Raw genomic sequence first — 17,471 nt, forward strand, 5'->3', positions numbered from 1 at the left:
AATACTGCTCAGGCCGCTTGTGCTTTTTTATTAAGGCCGAAATCTTCTGGAAAATGGTTGATTGCACTCAACACCGGGTATGGCGTCATGCCGCCCAGTGCGCAGAGGGAACCATTCAGCATCGTGTCGCTGAGATCGCGCACCAGGGCAATGTTCTGCGCGTGGTCGCGACCTTGCATGATCTTGTCCATGACTTCCACGCCACGGGTTGAACCGATGCGGCATGGCGTGCATTTGCCGCAGGACTCAATGGCACAGAACTCAAAGGCGTAGCGGGCCATTTTGGCCATGTCCACTGTGTCGTCAAACGCCACAATGCCACCATGACCGAGCACCGCCCACAATTTGGAAAACTCTTCGTAATCCAGCGGCGTATCAAACTGCGATTCCGGCAGATAGGCACCCAGCGGGCCACCAACCTGCACGGCACGGATAGGACGCCCCGTGGCCGAACCACCGCCAAAGTCATACAGCAACTGACGCAAGGTAACGCCGAAGGCTTTTTCCACCAAGCCACCATGCTTGATATTGCCTGCAAGCTGGATAGGCAATGTGCCGCGGGAACGCCCCATGCCGTAGTCACGGTAGAAGGCGCCGCCTTTATCCAGAATAATCGGCACACTGGCAAAGGAAATCACGTTGTTGACCACAGTCGGCTTGCCGAACAAGCCTTCAATCGCGGGCAATGGTGGTTTGAAACGCACCAGACCGCGCTTGCCTTCCAGGCTTTCCAGCAGCGAGGTTTCTTCACCACAGACATACGCCCCGGCTGCGCGACGCACCTCAAGCTCAAAGGCATGGCCACTACCGAGAATATTCGGCCCCAGGTAATGCTTTTCACGAGCATGCTGAATAGCTTCGTTGAGCACGGCCAGCGCATGCGGATACTCGGAGCGCAGGTAGATATACCCTTGCGTTGCCCCCACTGCCAGCGCAGCAATCGTCATGCCTTCAATCAGGACAAACGGGTCACCTTCCATGATCATGCGATCTGAATAGGTGCCGGAATCCCCCTCATCGGCATTACAGACGATGTATTTCTGGTCGGCTTTGCAATCGTGCACGGTTTTCCACTTGATACCTGTCGGGAAAGCCGCGCCACCCCGGCCACGCAGGCCAGAATCTGTCACCTCTTGCACAATCTCGGCAGGCTGCAGTGCCAGTGCGTTTTGCAAACCACGATAGCCATCATGCGCCAAATAGTCGGTGAGGGATACAGGGTCGGTAATGCCGACACGGGCAAAAGTCAGCCGCTCCTGCTGCTTGAGCCATGGCAACTCATCGGTAAGGCCCAGACGTAGCGCATGAGCGCCGCCTTCCAGAAAACCTGCAGCGAACAAGCCGGGCACATCACTTACCTCAACCGGGCCATAGGCAATGCGGCCAGCAGGCGTTTCCACTTCTACCAGCGGCTCAAGCCAGAACATGCCGCGCGAGCCATTACGAATGATTTCAACCGCCACATTATTGCGCGCTGCGTGCTCGGCAATCGCCTTGGCTACTTTTTCCGCCCCCAGTGACAAAGCACTGGAGTCACGGGGAACATAGATACGGGTCATCACGCCACTCCCTTCGCTTCGGCAATAATCGCATCCAGCCGGTTGGGGCTGACGCGGCCATAGACTTCTTCATCCACCGTAATCGCCGGTGAGCAGGCGCAGTTGCCCAGACAATACACTGGCTCAAGGGTGATGCTGCCATCAGACGTCGTCTGGTGATAATCAATGCCCAATGTGGCTTTGGCATGCGCCTCGAGTTCGGTAGAGCCCATGGACTGGCAGGATTCGGCGCGGCATATCTGAATGACATGACGTCCTGGTGGATGGGTGCGGAAGTGGTGGTAAAAGGTGACGACGCCGTGAATTTCGGCCACCGAAAGATTCAAGGCTTTGGATATGCTGCCATAGCTCTCCTCCGGCACATATCCCACGTCGTCCTGTATGGCATGCAGTAAAGGCAACAACCCGCCAGGCAGCGCCTTGTGTGCAGTAATGTGCGCGTCAATACGCGCTGCTTGCTCAGGTAACACAACATCTCCTCTACTACAAAACAACTTGGTTTTTATTATTCGAGTTCGTTGAGACTGCCTGTTTACATTTTGATACAATTTTAGAAACCATGTCAAATCACAAGTTCATTAATTTTTCATGGTGGCGCAGGGTTTAAACAGGGGGTTGGAATTTAGCATGCACAATCGCAGTCTCATGCTTGCATCATTTCAGATTGGCTGAAAAATGATCTATGCAGGATATATATAGCCAGAAGCAATGGATTGTGCCTACACTAGTCAATTAACCCCACAAAAATCGGGGTAATTACACATGCTGATCCTAACCGCATGAGCTGTACAGTGATTTATAAGTCGTTATAAAAATATGTTTCATGTTGTTGTTTTTTAGTATTTTTCAATAACTCTTGGAGGAGTTGCTATGAGTCTGGAAAGCTTGAAGGGCCTGGGTGTTGAGATTCCATATCAGGCCAAATATGACAATTACATTGGCGGCAAGTGGGTAGCTCCAGTGGATGGCGAGTATTTCGATAACATCAGCCCGGTCACTGGCAAAGTGTTCTGCAAGATCGCCCGCTCCACCGATAAGGATGTCAACCTGGCACTGGATGCTGCACATGCAGCCAAGGACGCTTGGGGCAAGACCTCCACAACAGCTCGCTCCAATATCCTGCTGAAAATCGCCGACGCGATGGAAGCCAACCTGGAAAAAATTGCGATTGCCGAAACCATCGATAACGGCAAGCCCATCCGCGAAACCATGGCGGCAGATATTCCTCTCGCCATTGATCACTTCCGTTACTTTGCCGGTGCTGTGCGCGCTCAGGAAGGTGGCATCAGCGAAATCGACCACGACACCGTGGCCTATCATTTCCATGAACCACTAGGTGTTGTCGGCCAGATCATTCCCTGGAACTTCCCTATCTTGATGGCCGCATGGAAACTGGCACCAGCTCTGGCTGCAGGCAACTGTATTGTCATGAAGCCTGCCGAACAAACCCCGGCTTCCATTCTAATCGTCATGGAGATCATCGGTCACCTGCTGCCGCCTGGTGTATTGAATGTGGTCAACGGCTTTGGCGTAGAAGCAGGCAAGGCACTGGCTACCAGCCCACGCATCGCCAAGATTGCGTTTACCGGTTCCACCTCCGTGGGTCGCCTGATCATGCAATATGCATCGCAAAACCTGATTCCAGTGACGCTGGAACTGGGTGGCAAATCCCCCAACGTCTTCTTTGAAGACATCATGGATGCCGACGACGCCTACTTCGACAAGTGTCTGGAAGGCTTTGCCCTGTTTGCACTGAACCAGGGCGAAGTCTGTACCTGTCCTTCGCGTGCATTGATTCAGGAATCGATCTACGAAAAATTCATGGAACGCGCATTGAAGCGTGTCAAGGCAATCAAGCAGGGCAATCCGCTGGATGCTTCGACCATGATCGGCGCGCAAGCATCGAGCGAACAGGTCGAGATCATCATGTCTTATATCAAGCTGGGCCGCGAAGAAGGTGCGGAAGTGCTGACCGGCGGCAATGTGACCAAGCTGACTGGCGAATTGAGCGAAGGCTATTACATCGAGCCTACCGTGTTCAAGGGCCACAACAAGATGCGCATTTTCCAGGAAGAAATTTTCGGCCCAGTATTGTCGGTCACCACCTTCAAGGATGAAGCCGAAGCGCTGGCCATTGCCAATGACACCATGTACGGCCTGGGCGCCGGTGTATGGACACGTGATGGCAGCCGCGCATTCCGCATGGGCCGTGGCATTCAGGCTGGTCGCGTCTGGACCAACTGCTACCACCTCTACCCTGCGCATGCCGCCTTTGGTGGTTACAAACAGTCGGGCATCGGTCGTGAAAACCACAAGATGATGCTGGACCACTACCAGCAAACCAAGAACCTCTTGGTCAGCTACAGCCCGAACGCCTTGGGCTTTTTCTAAACCCCTGCTGTTTTAAGGGGTCATAACAGCGAGAGCGACGGAGCCATTCCCCGTCCTCTCGCTTTTTCATTTTTGATTTATGCTACGCTCAGTGGCGCTTGAACAGGAGTTACCTATGACAGCAGCACGCATTGTGGCCACCCCCGCAGCAGAAGCGCTCATTGATGAGCTTAAGGCCAGGCATGGCAATCTCATGTTCCACCAGTCCGGTGGTTGCTGCGAAGGCAGCGCCCCCATGTGCCTCCAGGAAGGGGAATTCATGATAGGTGGCTCGGATGTGAAATTGGGCGATGTGCATGGCGTGCCTTTTTATATGGCGAAATTCCAGTTTCAGTACTGGGAGCACACGCATATGACACTGGATGTAATCCCCGGACATGGCGGCATGTTTTCGCTGGAGCAGGCGACCGGCAAGCATTTCATTATACGATCCCGGCTGTTTACTGACGAAGAATGGCACCAGCTCGCGCCGATTGAAACGTGTAGTTAGTCACAGCAGGAATTAACCGTTACCCTACTCATAAAATAGCGCTTTCAAAAACTTTGGCACAAAAGCAAACTGCTTATTTCGACTAACCACACTTGCATGCGGTCTTATTTAAAGACGGCCCAGCTACCTTTAATCCTGTTTAAAGCAGCCAAGCCTATGGAAACCCATGAAACTCTTTAACCGAAAATTACGCTATGCAGCCATTCGCATCCCGCTGATCTATTGCGTATTTGCGGTCCTTTGGATTATGGCCTCCGACCAAGTGCTGGCATTACTCCTTCCCGAAGCCACCAGAATCACGCATTTCCAGACCATCAAAGGCTTGCTGTTCATCCTCCTAACGGCGGGCCTCCTGTATCTTCTGATCAGCCGCCAGCAATTGCTGGCATCGCGCTATAACAGCCTGACTGTACATGCCAACGACAGCATTTTGCTGTTCGATCACACTGGCAAACTGGTAGACGCCAATGCCCGGGCATTGCGCATGTACGGATATACGCGCACGGAAATGCAGCAAATACATGCCCGCCAGTTGTTACCAGATGAAGCGAGTGATTGGCGCAGCTGCTTGCTGGCGGAATCTCAACACGATGGCATTATTTTCGAGACAGAGCACAAGCGTGCAGATGGCATTGCATTCCCGGTGGAAGTCAGCGCCTGCCTGCTGAGAATTGGCGGTCATGATTACATTCAGGCCATTGTCCGCGATATTACCGAGCGCTTGCGCGTACTCGAAAAGCTACGCGATAGCGAACAATTGCTGACGGATATGTCCGCTATCGCGCATATTGGTGGCTGGGAATTTGACGTTGAAACGGGCATTGGAAGCTGGACACGGGAAGTCGCCCATATTCACGGCGTGGAATTCAAGGACAACATTTCTGTCGAGTTCGGGCTAGGCTTTTATGAGTATGAATCTCACAAGAAAATTGACGCCGCCGTCAAAAATGCCATTGAACATGGAACACCTTACGATCTGGAACTAGAGCTGGTCACAGCGCGCGGTATTCGCAAATGGGTGCGCACCGTATGTACGCCAAAAATCACCGATGGCCGCGTAGTCAAGCTGCAAGGTTCTTTTCAGGATATTAGCGACCGCAAAGTGGCTGAGGACAAGATGCGTCTCGCCACCCTGGTGTTTGAAAACAGCAGTGAAGCCATCATGGTAGTAGATGGCGATAGTCAGATTTTGTCGGTGAACCCGGCATTTACTGAAATGACAGGCTATACCGCGCAGGAAGTGGTCGGGAAAACCCCGAAAATCCTCGCTTCCGGAAAGCAGGATCGAAAGTTTTATGAAGAGATGTGGCATCTGCTGGATAGCAATGGCAAATGGCAAGGCGAGGTGTGGAACCGCCGCAAGAATGGGGAGAGCTATGCCGAGTGGCTGACAATAGATACCATTTACAATGAAAATGGCGAAGTCATCCGCCGTGTAGCCCTATTCTCGGACATCACAAAGAACAAGCAGAATCAGGAAGTTATCTGGCGACAGGCCAACTTTGATCAGTTAACGGGCCTGCCTAATCGGCGCATGTTGCACGACAGGCTCAATCAGGAAATCCTCAAGGCGGATCGTAACAAGCAAAGGCTGGCGGTGCTGTTCCTGGATCTAGACCGATTCAAGGAAGTGAACGATACCTATGGCCACCTGATGGGCGACCAACTGTTGCAAGACTCCGCACTACGATTGCTACACTCGGTACGTGAGTGCGACACAGTGGCGCGATTGGGCGGTGATGAATTTGTAGTGATTTTGTCCGGGCTTGACGATAAAGATGTCGTGCAGGACATCGCTCAATCCATCCTGAAAAAGTTTGAGGCGCCCTTCCAGTTGGACAACGACCTCACGCATGTCTCGGTCAGCATAGGCATCACGATTTATCCGGAAGATGGCAACATCGGCGAGGTGTTATTCAAAAATGCGGATCAAGCCATGTACGTGGCAAAAAGTAATGGACGCAATCGCTATTCGTATTTCACCGCCTCCATGCAGGCACATGCCCAAAACCGCATGCGCCTTAGCAACGACTTGCATCTGGCGCTCCCTGGGCAGCAATTTGAGCTGTATTACCAGCCGATCATTGACCTCGCGTCTGGGCAAGTGCTTAAGGCCGAAGCCTTGCTACGCTGGCAACATCCCACACGCGGCATGATTCCCCCGGATCAATTCATTCCTCTGGCAGAAGAAACCGGGCTGATTGTGGATATAGGCAATTGGGTATTTTACGAGGCGGCACGCCAGGCAAAACGCTTGCAATCGCTACATCATGCTGGTTTTCAGATCAGCATCAACAAATCCCCTGTGCAGTTTCATAACGAAACCAATGGGCATCAAGCCTGGATAGAATTTCTGCTGATGAACGGTCTCCCCCGGCAAAGTATCGTGGTAGAAATTACCGAGGGGCTGCTGATGCATACCGACGAAAGTATTTCTGCCCAGCTGCTGGGGTTCCGCGATGCAGGGGTGCAGGTGGCACTGGATGATTTTGGCACGGGCTATTCATCCTTGTCATATCTCAAGAAATTTGACATTGATTACCTCAAGATAGACCGGATTTTTGTGCGCAATCTCAGCCGCAACTCCAGCGACATGGCTTTGTGCGAGGCGATCATCATCATGGCGCACAAGCTGGATATCAAAGTGGTGGCGGAAGGCATTGAAACGGAAGAGCAACGCGAGCTATTGCAGCAGATAGGCTGTGATTTCGGGCAAGGTTATCTCTTCTCCCCGCCGCTGCCGGCTCCAGCATTTGAGGCTTATCTCAAACATTGAAGCGCTAACCCACACCAGTACACTGACTATGATGGCAGTGATACCAGGTAGCGACCACGTTGCGTAAGATTGCATATACAGATCACTGCATTCATCACAAACGATGGGCAAAAAAATACCCGCCATCGGGGATAACAGCGGGTATAACAGGCTCACTCATCAGAGAGAGTCACAACATTAAGAGTCAGGAAATGTTGTGAGTTCATAATAGAGGCCTTCTGGTTTTCGATCTGTCGGCATTTGTCTGATATGCATGTCAGACATCCGGTTCACCCGCATGGCGAGCGCGGAGGCTCTTGAATTCCTTATCCGCTCGGCATACCCTTTCAAAAAACACAGAACGAACCCCTTCATCAGGCATTAGCTGCCTTCAGGTCTTGCTGGCATTGGTATTGCCAGGAACTGAGTGGGCCCATGGAGTTCTGATTTCTGTATCGTCCCCATCCTCTTCGCTGTGACTCAGGGGAAAAACGCGTTCATCCGGTTCTTGTCGATGCTTAACAGTGGTGCCCACACGCCACTTTAGTCATGGGAGTGAATGGTTGTGCACAAGCTAACAGAAACAACGCCGTTTTTTCGTCAGCCATCGCGACCACAACCCGAGCCGCCGCGGGTAATCAGTGATCTCCTGGCTGATGTCGGGCTTACCATCAATGGCACCCAGCCTTGGGATATCCAGATTTACGATGAAAAAGTCTACCAAATGATCCTATATAAAGGCTCGCTGGGGTTTGGCGTGGCGTACATGGAAGGCTTGTGGGAAGCCGAACAGCTTGATGAAACCTTTCACCGCTTGCTGAGCGCTGATCTGGATCGCAAGTTAAAAGGCTGGGCTCGTTTCCGCTTGTTGGCTGAAGCCGTGCGGCATCGCCTCTTCAATTTGCAGTCACAAGAGCGCGCATTTACCGTGGCCCACAAGCACTACGATATTGGCAACGATGTCTTCGAGGCTATGCTCGACTCTTCCATGAGTTACTCCTGCGCCTACTGGGAGCATGCCGACAATCTGGAACAAGCCCAGCAGCACAAGCTCGACATGATCTGCCGCAAACTGGCTCTCAAGCCCGGTGAACACCTGCTGGAAATCGGTTGCGGCTGGGGCGGTCTGGCTCGCTACGCGGCTGAGCATTACGGCGTCAATGTCACGGGGATCACCGTTTCCAGGGAGCAGCAAAAGCTGGCCCAACAGCGTTGTGCGCACCTGCCAGTCGACATTGTGCTGATGGACTATCGGGATTTGCGTGGCCAATACGACAAAATTGTTTCCGTCGGCATGTTTGAGCATGTGGGGCCAAAAAATTATCCTGTTTACTTCCAACAGGCGCACGATCTACTCAAGAAGGATGGCCTTTTTTTGCTGCATACCATAGGCAATTACGTCACAGCCCCCAACACCGATGCATGGATAGACAATTACATCTTCCCCAATGGCAAGATTCCGTCAGCGACCGAAATTACACAAGCCATTGAAGACAAATTCATTCTGGAAGACTGGCACAACTTTGGCCAGGATTACGACCGCACGCTGATGAGCTGGTGGCAGAATTTCAACGAGGCATGGCCAACGCTTTCAGCGCAATATGGCGAACGGTTTTATCGCATGTGGCGCTATTACCTGATGTGTTGCGCAGGATACTTTCGCTCCCGGCAGGGCCAGCTATGGCAGCTGGTATTGAGCAAACGTGAAAAGAGGCAGGTTTATCGCTCTGTCCGCTGACCCATTCTTTGAAAAAACCATTAGAATCAGTAGACAAAAAAATACCCGCCGTTGGGGAAACGACGGGTATATAACGAAGGGTTGTGCAATACTTCTATTAGGGAATGAAAATATTGCAGAACCAATGGTATAGATTTCTTATTCATGCTCTCAGACGAGTTTGTCTGTCGACTTTGTAGGATTAGTCCTACAAGCTTCGACGGGTAACCAGACGCCGTTTGAGAGCATTTGTTTTTTTATGGATTATCAATCACTTAATAAGTAATGCTTACTGTCCACGTTGGGTTTGATAGCTAATCGCGCAAATGTAACAGTTTGTAAAAGTTTCCCGGATGGCGATTTTCACCAACCTCTCTTGTATTTCCCCCTTTAAAACCACCTGCTCCATTGCACCGAGATAATATTGACATTGCTATCGTAGCTGCCGGTTATACGCCCATTAAAGCCTGCAGATGCGCTGCTTTGGTTGTCATCAATATGAGCATCCCGCAAAAACAAATGCGCATAGCCAACATCGAGTCGGTCTCTATCTGATATATCCCAGCCAGCCCCCAGCGTAAGCCAGAGCCTGTCGTTGCCGGGGATGCGCGTTGTACGGTCACGTTCGCTCATGGCTTCTTCATCATAGGCCACACCGGCACGCAGCTTCCATTGCGGGTTGTAGCGATAACTTACGCCCAGCGAATACCGCATGGTGTTTTGCCAATTTTCGGGAGTCAGGCTAAGGACAGTGCCGTTGCTATTGAGGATTCTCAATTCGTTGAACTGGCTCCAGCGCGTCCAGCTGATATCCCCCAGCAGCTCCCATTGCGCATTCAAATGATGGATAGCACTCAGCGAGAAGGATTCCGGCAAGTCCAGATTGGCGCTGATCTTGCCGTTATTGGCCGCCAGTGCCTGACCAAACTTTACCGTGCCTTCCAGATGCTGCACAACGCGGGAACGGTAAGCGAGGCCAATGCGGGTATCGCTGGCAAGTTGATAGATGGCGCCCAGATTAAACCCATAGCCCCAATCATCACCTGAGATATTGGCAGTACTCTCGCTCGTGACGAGATTCACCGCACGCGTCAGCTCGGCATCCGCATACATCACGGAGACCCCCAGCCCCAGTGACAGGCGATCACTTACCCGAAACGCAATCGCGGGGTTGATGTTGTAGGTTTTTAGCTCGGATTTCACCGCCTGAAAGCGCCCTATCCAGCCCTTGTCATATTCGGTCTTGAGGCCGAATGGCGCATTCACCGAAATACCCAGTCGTATATCCGGCGTTACCACATGCGAGTAGTAAAAATTGGGCACCACCGCCCAGTCGCCGATGTTCCCGCCTTCATCTGTGCCAGGCCGACCCAAGGCACTCACCGAGCCCTCGTTATTGAAATGCCCCGATGGACGAATGGCATGCGCGCCTACGACCAGTTGTGATTGCGGTAAATACACCATGCCAGCCGGGTTGAAATACACCGTGGAGGCATCCTCAGCGCTGGCGGCAGCGCCTGCATAGGCGTTGCCCATGGCACTGACACTTTGCTCAATGAGGGAAAACCCTGCGCCATGCGCCGTTGAGGGCAGGATAATGGAGATGGCTAGTACCGAAAGTGCTCTGAACAGCAGACTTGCCACAATATGGTCATTCCGCATAATCCCCCCGCTTTTTTATTTTAGTAAGGTGTCTGTTTTTTTAAAGTGTGTGCTCAAATACCGATAGCTCCGTAGGCCTGCCATACAGATACCCCTGATACGCATGGCATCCCACCTGTTCAAGAAACACTTGCTGATACGGCTCCTCAATTCCCTCTGCAATCACATCCAGCCCCAGGTTTTTGCTCATGGCGATAATGGTTTGCACAATCACGGCGCTGTCATTTTTGGGTGCGTTATCCTGGATCTCACGCACAAAGCTCTGGTCTATCTTCAAGGAATCCAGCGGCAAGCGCAGCAATAGCGAAAGCGAAGAATAGCCAAGCCCAAAGTCATCCATGGAAAGCGAAACGCCTATGCTTTTAAGCGCCTGCATCTTGCTGACAATGTCATCAATATTCTGAATCACCAGGCTTTCTGTCAGCTCTAGCACCAGCAATTTTTCGTTGCAACCGCTTTCGAGCAGGGCATGGCGCACCTGCTCAACGAAGTCAGTCTGGCCAAACTGCATGGCACTGACATTGACCGCAAGCCGCAAGTGACTGGTTTTGGCATGGTGACTCCACTTGCCCAGTTGCATGCACGCCTGCTGCAACACCCAGTTGCCAATGGGGATAATCAGACCAGACTCCTCTGCCAATGGAATAAACTCCGCAGGCGAGACCATGCCGCGCTCCGGGTGATGCCAGCGTAGCAATACCTCCGCCCCTGTGGTCTGCAACTGACCATCGACTTGGGGCTGGTAATAAAGCTCAAACTGGCCTAGCGAAAGCGCAAAACGCAGATCATTTTTGAGGCTGGCACGCAAATCGATCACCGGCAGCATGCTTTCATCAAAGAAGCGGTAATTGTTGCGGCCCGCCCGTTTGGTTTCATACATGGCAGCATCTGCCCGCTTCAGCACTTCTTCCACATGCATGCCTTGGCGCTGGAATATGCAGATTCCAATACTGGCGGAGCATTGATGCTTGTAGTTTCCCAAATCAACCGGCAAGGCGATATCCCCAAGAATTTTTCCCGCAATTTGGCTGGCCGTCTGGATGGCTGCTTCTTCATCCCGCCCAATATCTTCCAGCAGCAGCACAAACTCATCCCCGCCAATGCGCGCTACGGTATCGTGGTTTCTCACCGCCCGTAGCAGACGCGTCGCCACCTCTTTCAGCAGCAAATCACCAAACGCATGGCCGCGACTGTCGTTCAGTGTCTTGAAGTTATCCAGATCAATAAACATCAACCCGCCAATGCGTAGTGAACTGCGGCTATTGTTGAGTGCCTGCGAAAGCCGCTCCATCAATAGCCGTCTATTCGGCAGATTGGTCAAAGCATCAAAATACGCTAGGCGCTCAATCTCATCCTGCGCCTTCTTGTAGGCCGTCTCATCTTGAATCAGCGAGGCAAACCCAATAATGCGGTTCTGGTCGTTCTTGATCGCGGTATTAAACCATTCGCAATGAATCACCCGGCCATCGCGCCGCACATTGTCATGCTGCCAATGCTGGCCACCGGCCTCATGCGCCAGCTTGTTCATGATCTCCTGAGCCATCAATCGCCCCTCTACAGGCACAATAAAACTCATGTGCTGCCCCATCGCTTCCGAAGGCGGATAACCGAAAATATGCTCCGCAGCCGCATTCCAAGAGGTCACCCTGAAGCCTACATCCCACTCGATGACCGCCAGCGGCGTATGATCGATATGCAGCTTTTGTCGCTGCGCCATAGCATTTATCGCCTCCTGACGTTGGTGAGCCGTAATGCGCAAGACGATGTTTTCGCGTAAACGATTGGCCAATTTAAAGCTGGCAATCGAGACGTATAAAATGAAAAGCAGCAGATTCACTGCCATGAGCATGGAAAAGTGATTGCCATCCCAGAAAAACCGCGGCAGCCCCAGCAGCACCAGTCCACCAGCAAAAGCAAACGCAGTAGGCTTATCAGTCGCATAAGCCATGACCGCCCCGCCACACACCCCCGCCAGCGCGAGCGTCAAAAATGCCTGATGCGCCGTATCGTCAGGATAAAAAAGAAAAATGCCAGACAAACCCCAGGCAACCCCGCACAGGCCGGACAACGCGCGGAACCAGTTAAGCCAGAAAACAGGATGATAGGAATGCGCGGGCGTGCGCAGGTAAACCCAGACCAAGGCCTTGCGCAGGATGTAGGCAATCAGAAAAAAAGTAATCCAGGCCAGGCTGACGGACAATGGAATCACGTCCGACTGCACATACACCAGCAAGCTTGCCACAATAGTCGCAAATACAAATGAACGTGTGCTGCTGGCGTAGAGCATCTCTACAATTTCCAGTGTCAGATCTGCATGGTTGCCCGAATACAGAAAATCCCCTGGCGACGGCTGATATCCATTCCCTGACATATCCTCTCCGTGCTGCTCTTATTATTTTTTACCCTTCATTAAGGTATCGTCGCATGCACTTTTTTCTTTAATTTTCCTCATGCAGACAAGTACATGCTACTCCTCTGCCGGCAATACAGCACGTTATTGCGCTCGCAGGAAAATCTGCACAACATGGTTTGCATAAGCACACGAGCAAGCGCAATTGCACTACCATACGGATGCGTCGCAATACGAATCACGAAACCAGACAGGACATCACAAGCACATGAGCAAGATCATCGTTGAACACAATCCCTCAAAAGACCATCTGGCCGCATTGAGCGTTACCAAATGGCCTACCTGGAAAAAAGAAGTCTCCGTATTTCCATGGGTATTTCCTGAGCAAGAAATCGCCTACCTACTGGAGGGCGAATGCATCGCCACCCTGGAGAACGGCGAAACAGTGAAATTCGGCAAAGGGGATCTCGTCACCTTCCCCGCGGGCCTTAAAATTGAGTGGGAAGTAAAACAACCGCTGTACAAACACTACAAGCTCGACGGCAATGCCCTGACACAGGTATTCAGAAGAATCCTTCTTAAAATCAAAGGCTAAATTAGGGTTTTCCAGCCAGCCTGGCACCAGCCCCAAATAAAAAAGCCCCACGCTTAATCAGCATGGGGCTTTTTTATTTGACTCAAGTTGAGGTAGCGCAACCATGCGCACAGCCTGGTTGCAGAGTCATCACTACGCAGCATTAACTCAACTTAATGCTTTCTTCTTGGTGCCAGGCTTCTTGGCAGGCGCCTCAGCCTTTGGCAACTCAGGCTGTACCACCTCTTTTTTCTCAGGCGCTTTCTTGGCTGCAGCTTTTACTACAGCAGGCGCATCCTCAGCCACGTGCTTGGCTGACTTTGCCTTTGCCTTGGGCTCAGTATCTGCCTTGTTTTTCGCCTTGATCGCATACATGCGCTCGCGCCACTCATGCAATTGCTCATCCTCAATTTCCAGCTGAATCGCCAGAGCTTCCTCTTTACTGAGCTTGTCCTTTTGCAGACGACGCGGCAATTTACCCGCCATTCTGGAAAGCAACCGCTCCTGCTCTTCAGCATTCAGTTTCTTGGCCTGCTCCAAATACTCCGGACTACTCATCTTCATAATTACCCCCGATTTACATCATTAATTCAAGGGCTCAAGTCTATAGCAAGCCGCCATAGGCATGCGTTACAGTTTTGCGTCACTTTCATGACAATGCGATTGACCGCCAGCGGCACTGTCCCCAACAAAAAACCTGATGTTCGCAAGCAACAAGGTAAAATCGACATATGAATGGAACCACCCTACAAGCACTTCGCCTGTCGCTGGGCTACACCCCGCAAGAAGCCGCCTACATGGTCGCAGCCGTCCCTCTCGCCACCTGGAAAAACTGGGAAAGCAACGCCCAGCCCATCCCCGACGAAATAGAAAACACCCTGCGCAACCTCGTCAGCTACAAACGCCAGCTGATCGAAGAAGCCCGCGGCCAACTTCTGCACATCTGCAATGTGCAAGGCATGCCAGAGTCGATCTCACTCACTTACTACGGCACCGAAACCGACTGGCTCACGCAACAAGACGCCACCGCCGTGCAATGGAAACCCCACTGTATGGCCATGGCCGCCCTCGCTGAAGAATTCCCCGTGATTGAGCTCGTGCTGTTTGACAACAACGCCTACCAAAGCTGGCTCAATGGCCGACTGGATAGCCAAGTGATGCGTGATCAGTGGGCGTCGGTGGTGACTCGGTAAGGTTGAGATGAGAGCAAGGCTGGCGTCTCAGAGGATTTTTCCTCTTTCGAGCTAACCTTGCTATCCCGCAGAGAAACTCAATTGGCGCACATTGGAAGATTGAGCTGGATCGGTTTTAAATTTTTTGACAGCCCCGACAAGATTATCCGCTTGCTCCATTAATGATTCGGCGGCAGCCGCAGCTTCTTCAACTAAGGCGGCATTTTGCTGCGTGACCTGATCCATTAACGTGATCGCGTTATTAACTTGATTGATCCCAGAACTCTGTTCAGCGGATGCAGAGGCAATCTCCCCAATAATCTGGGCCACGCGTTTAAAAGCAGTTGCTGTTTCATCTATCGTTTTTCCCGCGGCTTCTACTTGCCTTGTTCCATCAATCGTTTTGGACACAGACGCTGTTATCAGCTCTTTGATTTCTTTTGCGGCGGTGGATGATCGTTGTGCCAAGTTACGCACCTCTTCTGCGACCACGGCAAAACCTCGGCCATTTTCCCCGGCCCGTGCCGCTTCCACAGCGGCATTCAATGCCAGGATATTGGTTTGAAATGAAATGCCATTAATGACACTGATGATTTCTTCAATCTGGTGCGCGCTGGCGTTAATGTCACTCATGGTGTTAATCACCTCGCTCATGGCCTCGCCGCCCTTGACCGCGATACTGGAGGCTTCATTGGCGAGTTCGTTGGCGTGCCTTGCGTTGTCGGCATTCTGCTTCACCGTAGAGGCTAGCTCCTCCATGCTGCTGGCAGTCTCTTCAAGCGAACTTGCCTGCTCTTCCGTTCGTTGGGACAGGTCATTGTTTCCATTGGATATTTCACTGGCGCCTTGATTGATTGTTTCGGCAGCCAGCTTCACGACCACAATCGGGTCCGCAATTAATTGCAGGGTTTGATTAATTCCCTCCACAATTTTCTTGAAGTCCCCTTCATGCTGACTAGAGTCTGCTCTCACATAAATGCGGCCGTCCTCAGCGGCATCGACCAATACCTTGGTATCTTGAATAAGGCGATTAATGGCGAGAATACATGTATTCAAATTGGATTTAATGATGTTGAAATCACCTTTAAACTCCTCATCAATCGACTTGGGTATTGAGCCTTTGGATATCTGACTTATGTAGGAGGCTGCAATATTCAATGGGCCTACGACGCCATCCAGAGTGGAATTCACACCATCGACAATTTTTCTATATTCGCCAAAATGCTTCTGAGCATCGGCTCTAATCGCCAAATTACCTTCTGCCGCACTGGCCGCCAGTAAAGAGGCATCTTCAACCAGGCCATTGATGGCATCTATACACTGGTTGATATTGAGTTTCAGGCGCTCGAAATCCCCATGGAATGATTGATCAATCTTCTTGGGAATACTTCCCTTGGATAGATCATCGATATATTGGGCGGCCAGGTTCAAAGGCCCGATCACCGCATCCAGTGTATGGTTGAACCCATCGACAATCCTCTTGAAATCTCCTTGATGCTTCGTGGCATCCACGCGGACAGACAGGTTTCCTTCTTGAGCGGCTTTCGCCAGGGTATCAACATCGACAATCAGATGTTTCAGGTTATTTCGCACCTGCTCAATGGTGTCGTTTATAAAGGCTTGCTTGCCGGGGAAGAGCTCTAATGGAGCGTTGAAATTCCCCTCTCCAAACTCCAGTACTACCTTTAACGCTCGCCGATTCAGGTCAATATGATCGGCGACCATATTGTTCACCCCTGCGACCATGGATTTGTAAGAGCCCTGGAATTTTTCCGTTGCGACATGCACATCAATGTCGCCAGCCTTGTGCGCAAAAGACATTTGCTGAACATCCGAGATAAACGTGTTAATTGTTCTTGCCATGGATTGCATCTCGATCAGCAGCTGCCCCGTTTCATCCCGATGCACTGGAATGGACGTCTCTTCCAACTGCCCATGTGAAATGTTTTTTGCCATTTGGAGTGCTTTGTTTAATGGCTTGGTAATGGAATGGGTCAATATCCAGGCGATCAAGAACCCCATGATTAATATAATCACCGACAGTATGATGACCCACTTGATGGCGGCGCTTACCGTCGCTTTCATATGGGCGGAAGCAATCGAAGTATTGCGATGGTTGAGCTCCAGCAGCTCGCCAAGCGCAGCATTCACCGGCTTGTCCGCGCCTTTGACGGATTTATCCAACGTGGCAATATCCGTCCCCGCAAGCTTGAGCTGCATGACCTGAGCCTGTGCCACTTTGTAATCAGCAACACCTTTTGAGATCTTCTCGAGTAAGAGAGACTCCTCCTCTGACATGGTGCCCAAGCGTTTATAGCTTTCCATGCCTTTTTCAATATTCGCCATGCTTTGCGCAAACTTATCCGCGTACTCCCCGCCACGCAGAACATAATTTTTAAAATAATGAATCCCATCTGCCAGGCCTTTCGACGCGGTGTCGATGGCATCGCGCTTTTGCAGGGTAATGGATTCAAAACTCTCCCATGTTCGGCTCACATCATTCACCTGAAGCACGGCGAACACTGAGCTGCCAATCATTAATGTCATGATGACGACAAAGCCTATGGATAGCCTGGTACCCACACGAAAGTTCTGTAGTTTGGATAGCATATGGAAACCTCTAGGGTTAATAGGTAAGACTGACGCACAGAAACTAAAAGGATCAATTACTTATCGTCAGCTTATAGATAAACCTTAGATGAACTATTTATGACAAATTTATGAAATTACGCCGGGCTAGCAGAGGGAAAGACCTGCCACTGTTCTGAAACGAGCATACAGCGCCTTCGCCATTGAACGAG

The 17,471-nt window shown here is 51.4% G+C and carries 12 protein-coding genes; 6 read left to right on the plus strand and 6 right to left on the minus strand.

From position 1 onward, the window contains the following. Positions 1–8: 8 nt before the first annotated feature. Complete coding sequence (locus LG204_RS11530) at positions 9–1,559, minus strand: formate dehydrogenase beta subunit (protein WP_230337403.1); 1,551 nt, start codon at positions 1,557–1,559, stop codon at positions 9–11. Beyond that, complete coding sequence (locus tag LG204_RS11535; protein ID WP_230337404.1) at positions 1,559–2,029, minus strand: formate dehydrogenase subunit gamma; 471 nt, start codon at positions 2,027–2,029, stop codon at positions 1,559–1,561. Before LG204_RS11535 ends, LG204_RS11530 begins: the two co-directional genes overlap by 1 nt. Before the next feature lie 400 nt (positions 2,030–2,429). On the opposite strand from LG204_RS11535, the gene adh reads away from it, so the two are divergent. The 4 genes from adh (at position 2,430) to cfa (ending at position 8,933) form a co-directional block, all read left to right on the plus strand. Then, positions 2,430–3,950 carry an aldehyde dehydrogenase gene (gene adh, locus LG204_RS11540; RefSeq protein WP_230337405.1) on the plus strand — a complete coding sequence of 507 codons (1,521 nt, stop codon included), beginning with the start codon at positions 2,430–2,432 and terminating at the stop codon, positions 3,948–3,950. A gap of 115 nt (positions 3,951–4,065) precedes the next feature. Continuing rightward, positions 4,066–4,440 (plus strand): DUF779 domain-containing protein, encoded by a 375-nt coding sequence (locus LG204_RS11545; protein WP_230337406.1) that lies wholly within the window; start codon positions 4,066–4,068, stop codon positions 4,438–4,440. A 166-nt stretch (positions 4,441–4,606) separates the two neighbouring features. Next, positions 4,607–7,216, plus strand: coding sequence for a sensor domain-containing protein (locus tag LG204_RS11550; protein ID WP_230337407.1), 2,610 nt, complete (start codon positions 4,607–4,609; stop codon positions 7,214–7,216). Positions 7,217–7,754: 538 nt separating this feature from the next. After that, positions 7,755–8,933 carry a cyclopropane fatty acyl phospholipid synthase gene (cfa, locus tag LG204_RS11555; protein WP_230337408.1) on the plus strand — a complete coding sequence of 393 codons (1,179 nt, stop codon included), beginning with the start codon at positions 7,755–7,757 and terminating at the stop codon, positions 8,931–8,933. Between the two features lie 369 nt (positions 8,934–9,302). Here cfa and LG204_RS11560 read toward each other — a convergent pair whose 3' ends face one another. Then, on the minus strand, positions 9,303–10,574 hold the full coding sequence (locus LG204_RS11560) for an OmpP1/FadL family transporter (protein ID WP_230337409.1): 1,272 nt from the start codon (positions 10,572–10,574) through the stop codon (positions 9,303–9,305). 40 nt (positions 10,575–10,614) lie between these two features. Then, positions 10,615–12,945, minus strand: coding sequence for a putative bifunctional diguanylate cyclase/phosphodiesterase (locus tag LG204_RS11565; RefSeq protein WP_230337410.1), 2,331 nt, complete (start codon positions 12,943–12,945; stop codon positions 10,615–10,617). Positions 12,946–13,192: 247 nt separating this feature from the next. On the opposite strand from LG204_RS11565, the gene LG204_RS11570 reads away from it, so the two are divergent. Next, positions 13,193–13,519 (plus strand): cupin domain-containing protein, encoded by a 327-nt coding sequence (locus LG204_RS11570; RefSeq protein ID WP_230337411.1) that lies wholly within the window; start codon positions 13,193–13,195, stop codon positions 13,517–13,519. A 147-nt stretch (positions 13,520–13,666) separates the two neighbouring features. On the opposite strand, the gene LG204_RS14105 is transcribed toward LG204_RS11570, so the two are convergent. Further along, entirely contained in the window at positions 13,667–14,062 is a 396-nt protein-coding gene (locus LG204_RS14105) for a hypothetical protein (RefSeq protein ID WP_328441785.1), read from the minus strand. A gap of 167 nt (positions 14,063–14,229) precedes the next feature. Between LG204_RS14105 and LG204_RS11580 the strand changes: the two genes are divergently transcribed. Continuing rightward, positions 14,230–14,691 (plus strand): Aca2/YdiL-like domain-containing protein, encoded by a 462-nt coding sequence (locus LG204_RS11580; RefSeq protein WP_230337412.1) that lies wholly within the window; start codon positions 14,230–14,232, stop codon positions 14,689–14,691. 60 nt (positions 14,692–14,751) lie between these two features. Here LG204_RS11580 and LG204_RS11585 read toward each other — a convergent pair whose 3' ends face one another. After that, complete coding sequence (locus LG204_RS11585; protein WP_230337413.1) at positions 14,752–17,280, minus strand: methyl-accepting chemotaxis protein; 2,529 nt, start codon at positions 17,278–17,280, stop codon at positions 14,752–14,754. Positions 17,281–17,471 lie beyond the last annotated feature (191 nt).

This window comes from Methylovorus menthalis, assembly GCF_020523625.1.
GTDB lineage: Bacteria > Pseudomonadota > Gammaproteobacteria > Burkholderiales > Methylophilaceae > Methylovorus > Methylovorus menthalis.

Bases quoted from the DNA above. Each gene is read 5' to 3' on its own strand.
- LG204_RS11530 (WP_230337403.1), bottom strand. From the start codon at position 1,559: ATGACCCGTATCTATGTTCCCCGTGACTCCAGTGCTTTGTCACTGGGG.
- LG204_RS14105 (WP_328441785.1), bottom strand. From the start codon at position 14,062: ATGAAGATGAGTAGTCCGGAGTATTTGGAGCAGGCCAAGAAACTGAAT.
- LG204_RS11565 (WP_230337410.1), bottom strand. From the start codon at position 12,945: ATGTCAGGGAATGGATATCAGCCGTCGCCAGGGGATTTTCTGTATTCG.
- cfa (WP_230337408.1), top strand. From the start codon at position 7,755: ATGGTTGTGCACAAGCTAACAGAAACAACGCCGTTTTTTCGTCAGCCA.
- LG204_RS11560 (WP_230337409.1), bottom strand. From the start codon at position 10,574: ATGCGGAATGACCATATTGTGGCAAGTCTGCTGTTCAGAGCACTTTCG.
- LG204_RS11580 (WP_230337412.1), top strand. From the start codon at position 14,230: ATGAATGGAACCACCCTACAAGCACTTCGCCTGTCGCTGGGCTACACC.
- LG204_RS11550 (WP_230337407.1), top strand. From the start codon at position 4,607: ATGAAACTCTTTAACCGAAAATTACGCTATGCAGCCATTCGCATCCCG.
- LG204_RS11570 (WP_230337411.1), top strand. From the start codon at position 13,193: ATGAGCAAGATCATCGTTGAACACAATCCCTCAAAAGACCATCTGGCC.
- adh (WP_230337405.1), top strand. From the start codon at position 2,430: ATGAGTCTGGAAAGCTTGAAGGGCCTGGGTGTTGAGATTCCATATCAG.
- LG204_RS11545 (WP_230337406.1), top strand. From the start codon at position 4,066: ATGACAGCAGCACGCATTGTGGCCACCCCCGCAGCAGAAGCGCTCATT.
- LG204_RS11585 (WP_230337413.1), bottom strand. From the start codon at position 17,280: ATGCTATCCAAACTACAGAACTTTCGTGTGGGTACCAGGCTATCCATA.